Annotated in this window: 5 protein-coding genes; 4 read left to right on the forward strand and 1 reads right to left on the reverse strand. The window is 63.0% G+C overall.

Annotated features, from left to right (window positions below; genetic code table 11):
* The 4 genes from AB4Z11_RS23810 to AB4Z11_RS23825 form a co-directional block, all read left to right on the forward strand.
* Window positions 1–701: TonB-dependent receptor domain-containing protein (locus tag AB4Z11_RS23810; RefSeq protein ID WP_442028145.1), on the forward strand; the 701-nt coding region annotated here is incomplete at its 5' end.
* Between the two features lie 2 nt (window positions 702–703).
* Window positions 704–1,693, forward strand: coding sequence for an alpha/beta fold hydrolase (locus AB4Z11_RS23815; RefSeq protein ID WP_442028146.1), 990 nt, complete (start codon window positions 704–706; stop codon window positions 1,691–1,693).
* Entirely contained in the window at window positions 1,690–2,994 is a 1,305-nt protein-coding gene (locus AB4Z11_RS23820) for an MFS transporter (protein ID WP_442028147.1), read from the forward strand. Before AB4Z11_RS23815 ends, AB4Z11_RS23820 begins: the two co-directional genes overlap by 4 nt.
* A 31-nt stretch (window positions 2,995–3,025) precedes the next feature.
* Window positions 3,026–3,745, forward strand: a complete 720-nt coding sequence (locus AB4Z11_RS23825) for a FadR/GntR family transcriptional regulator (RefSeq protein ID WP_442028148.1) — start codon at window positions 3,026–3,028, stop codon at window positions 3,743–3,745.
* A gap of 7 nt (window positions 3,746–3,752) precedes the next feature.
* Here AB4Z11_RS23825 and AB4Z11_RS23830 read toward each other — a convergent pair.
* Window positions 3,753–4,560 (reverse strand): hypothetical protein (locus tag AB4Z11_RS23830; protein ID WP_442028150.1); only part of this gene is annotated, 808 nt, incomplete at its 5' end.

Genomic DNA, 4,560 nt, shown 5'->3' on the forward strand with positions numbered 1-4,560 from the left:
GCTATCGCCCGGGGGGCCCTAACGCCGTGCCGCCGACCGGCATCGGCAATGCGCCGCAAACCTTCCAGCCGGACACGCTGACCAGCTATGAACTGGGCTACAAGTCGGTGCTGGATGGCGGAAAGGTATCCATCGAAGCGGCCCTGTTCAGCACCAAGTGGAAGGACATCCAGATTCAGACCAGCGCCGCCGGTTTCAATTTCTACGTCAATGGCGGCGCTGCGCGCAGCCGCGGCGCGGAAGCCTCGATCATGTGGTATCCGGTTTCCGGCCTGTCGCTGCGCGGTTCGATGGGCTACACACTGGCCGAGCTGACCGAAGACGCGCCCGCAGCAGGCGGCGTCGATGGCGATCGCCTGCCTTTCGTGCCCAAGCTGAGCGGATCGGTTGGCGCCAACTATCGCTGGCACCTGTCCGGCAACTGGAGCGCCAACGCGGGCGGCACCGTCAACTACACCGGCAAGCGTGTCTCCGATTTCAGCAGGCACGCATCGGTGGACGTGGGTTCTTACACCACGCTCAATCTGAACGCTGGCATCGAAAACAACAACTGGCGCTTCTCGCTATACGCCAAGAACCTGAACGACAGCCACGGCATCACCTTCGTGAAGACCGAGTCCCTGAAGGCCGATGGCAGCCCGTTCGGCGAAGGCATTATCGCGCCGCGCACCATCGGCATCGAAGCCGGCTACCGATTCTGATCATGAACCAGTACACGATGCAAGACTTCACACTGTCCAGCGGCGTGGTGCTGCCGCGCATGGCAGTGGCTTACCGCCAGCTAGGCGAGATCAATGCGGCACGGGACAATGTGGTGCTGGTCCTGCATGGCTACACCACCGGTCCTTCCATGCTCGATCCCGGCGCCAATGTGGCGGAAGGATCGTGGAGTGATCTGGTCGGGCCGGGCAAGCCGATCGACACCAACCGCTACTGCGTGATCTGCCCGAATATGCTGGGCTCCTGCTACGGCTCGACCGGTCCTGACTTCATGCCGGACTTCCCGCCGATCACGGTGCAGGACATCGTCAATGCGCAGAAAGCCCTGCTGGATGCGCTGGGCGTGCGCAAGCTGGCAGCAGTGACCGGCCCCTCCTTCGGCGCTTATCAGTCCTTCCAATGGGCGGCCAGTTATCCGGACATAGTGGGCCGCGTCATCGCCGCCGTCGGCGCGCCCTGGCATCCCGCGCCGCCAACGGCTGCGGGCATTCTGAAATCGCTGCAATCMGATCCGGGTTGGGAACCCTGGTGCCGCGGCGACCGCAGCGCCATGCTGCCCTATCTGACTGCACAGCGCGTGAAGACGCTCACCCTGTACGGGGTCGATGCCGAATTGGCGCCGCGCATTCCCGATGCCAGCGAACGCGCAGCGGAAGTGGAGCGTCTGGCGCGTGAATGGGCAGAAGCCTTCGATCCCATGTCGCTGTTCGTATTGATGCAGGCGGCGGAAACGTTCGACGTGCGGCCGCAGCTGGCCGCAATGCAGATGCCGGTGATGTTCGTCTTATCGCGCACCGATCCCGTGTTCTCGCCAGCCCTGGGGAAAACGGTCATGCAAATGCCCGGCACCGAAAACTGGACCTATGTGGAACTCGACAGCGACAAAGGCCATTTCGCTTCCGGCGCGGACGCCGCGCTGTGGGCTGACGATCTGCGGTGCTTCATGCCGCAACAAATGGGAGAAGCCGCATGAAATCAGCACTCGACCGGTTGCCGCCGGACGTCCAGGCACCAGCCCCCGCAATGAAAAGCTTCAGCCCCGCCTATCGTGCTTATGTCCTGACAGCGCTGGCCGTGGTGGGCTTCATGTGTTCCGTCGACAAGGTCGTGATCTCCATGTTCATGGAACCGATCAAACGGGAGTTCCTGCTCAGCGACACGCAACTGGGCCTGCTCAACGGCCTCGCCTTCTCGCTGCTGGGCGGCCTGATCTCGATCCCGCTGGCGCGCATGGCCGACAGGGGCAGCCGGAAATGGATCATCTTCCTCAGCTTCGCCGCCTGGACGCTGATGACCGGCGCATCCGGCATGGCCAGCAGCTTCATGTTCCTGCTGGCGGCGCGCATTGGCGTCGGCGTCGGTGAAGCGGGCTGCGTGCCGGCCAGCCACTCGATGCTGGGCGATTACTATCCGCGCGAGCTGCGAGGCCGCGCCTATGCCGCGCACTTCAGCGGCGTCTATCTCGGCATGCTGGGCGGGATGCTGGGCGGCGGACTGCTAGTGAATTCAGTCGGCTGGCGCATGGCCTTCGTGTGGCTTGGCATTGCCGGCATGGTGATGGCGCTGATCTTCCAGCTGACCGTGCGCGAGCCGCTGCGAGTGGACCAGCCGCCAGCCGGCACGCTGGGCAAAAACATCTGGTCCCAGCTGGGCGACCTGCAGTGCTTCTTCATGCTGGTGCTGGCCTTTGCCTTCGTTGGCGTGGCGGGTGCGGTCGGCGCATGGCTGCCAAGTTATTTTGAACGGTCCTTCGCCTTGTCGCCACCGGTGGTTGGATTGGGGCTGGGCTTGTGCATTGGCCTTGCGAGCGGCATTGGCGCGCTGGCGGGAGGACAGATCAGCGTGCGGCTGGCGAAGAAGTCCCGCGCGCATGGCGCCAACTATTCGGCCTGGGTCAGCTGGGGTGTGCTGGTGCCGCTGATCGCCAGCTTCCATGTGCCTGACCCATGGGTAGCAATGGCGCTGCTCTTCATCACCTTCCTGGTGGCGGGCACGCTGGCGGGACCGGTCTTCGGCACCGTGCAGGACCTGGTTGCGCCGCAAGCCCGCGCTACCGCAGTCGCCATCATCGGCGTGGCGGGCGTGATCATCGGACAAGGCATGGGGCCAATGCTGGTGGGCGCGCTGAGCGACCTACTGGGCACAGCGGACGGCGGTGTCGGCGGCTTGCGCACAGCCATGACCGCCATCGCGATGATTAATATGCTGACGGGTTTCTTCTTCTGGACACTGTCGCGCCGCATCAAGCGCGTCTATGGCAGCAAGCCTGTTTGACAGGTCTCAATCGAGCGGTTAGGCTTCAAGCATGGATACCACTGCCACCATCTCTCCGCTCGAACGCCCCACACTGTCGGCGCAGGTAGCGCGCCACCTGCTCGCGCTGGTGCAAAGCGAACATCTGCGTCCGGGCGACACGGTGCCCAGCGAAGTCAAGATCGGCCTGGATCTGAAGGTCAGCCGCGGCAGCGTACGCGAAGCCTATCGCAGCCTGGCGGCACTGGGCATCCTTGAAATTGAAGGCGGACGCCGTCCGCGTCTGCGCGCCATCGATCCTTTCGTGCTGGCGCAGGTGTTCGATTACGCGCTCAACACGGCGCAAGTCAGCATCGCCCACGTCATTGAAACGCGCCGCGCCATCGAGCTGCAAACTGCGCAACTGGCGGCGCGCTATGCGACGCCGGAACAGCGCCAGACCTTGCGCGAGCTGGTCGCGCAGATGCGCGCGGCCGGCTCCGACCACGCCCGCCGCGTGGCCTGCGACACCGCCATCCATAGCGTCATTGCAGAAGCCAGCGGCAACCCGCTGAACAGCATCCTGCTGGCGGCCTTGCGCACGCCAGTGGAAGCCTCTTCCCGCATCCACTTCGACGACCGCCGCAGCGAAGCCGATCTGACCCGCGTGATCGATGCCCACCAGGCCGTGGTGGATCGCATTTGCGAAGGGGATGCGATGGGCGCGGTCTCGGCGATGTCCTATCACTTCGACATCTCCATCGTCCACGTCCCCCGCCAGGATGCCGCCTGACCGGTCTTCAGCCGAATTTGTCCACGTAAAGGGCGAACAGCTCTTCCACCAGCGCTTCGTATTTCGCCAATTCCGCCGGGCCATCCGGTGTCTGCCAGTCGTTCATCCAGGTGACCGTTTCACCTTGCGGCAACTGCATCTCCGCCATCACGGTGTCGTGCGGTTCATAAGAACAAGCCAAGGCCCAATAAAAATCGCGCCGGAAGCCGCGCCGCACATTGCCCAGGCCGAAATCGATCAGCACGGAATCGTCAACTACGCAGACCGCATGGCCTTCGATCTGGCCCGGCGCCGCATAGCCCGGGCTGCCCAGATTGAAACTGTGCTCGCCACGGATTATCTCCACATGGCAGGATTCGATGCGCGCATTGAAACCGTAAGCCGTCGTCACGCGTTTCACCAGCGACGACATCAGGAAGCAGATCCCGCCAAAATTGTGCAGATACAGCCAGCCGATATCGTAGAAATGGTCGTACAAGGTTTCGACCAGGTGCTGCAGGCGCGCATCCGGCGCCATGGCCAACAGCTGTTGCGACCGCAGATCCTTGCGCAGGATGAAGTGGCTTTCGAATTTGGACTGGTACTGCTTCAGTAATTCGACAAAGCGCTGCGTGGGCATGAGCCGCACCGAGCCCCCGTCCGCGCCAGTCTGCGCAACCAGCAGGCCCGAATCCACCATCGCCGCAATATGCGAGCGCAGCTCCGCTTCCGAATGTGGCATTTCCTGGAACACCACCTCCAGTTCCAGTGGCTTGCCGGAAACAAAATCATTACCGATTTTCAAAAATAAATCATAACCAACCATCGACGACGAC

It is taken from the genome of Pseudoduganella sp. RAF53_2 (assembly GCF_052113985.1).
In the GTDB taxonomy this organism is placed as follows: domain Bacteria; phylum Pseudomonadota; class Gammaproteobacteria; order Burkholderiales; family Burkholderiaceae_D; genus Rugamonas.

Bases quoted from the DNA above. Each gene is read 5' to 3' on its own strand.
- AB4Z11_RS23820 (WP_442028147.1), top strand. From the start codon at position 1,690: ATGAAATCAGCACTCGACCGGTTGCCGCCGGACGTCCAGGCACCAGCC.
- AB4Z11_RS23825 (WP_442028148.1), top strand. From the start codon at position 3,026: ATGGATACCACTGCCACCATCTCTCCGCTCGAACGCCCCACACTGTCG.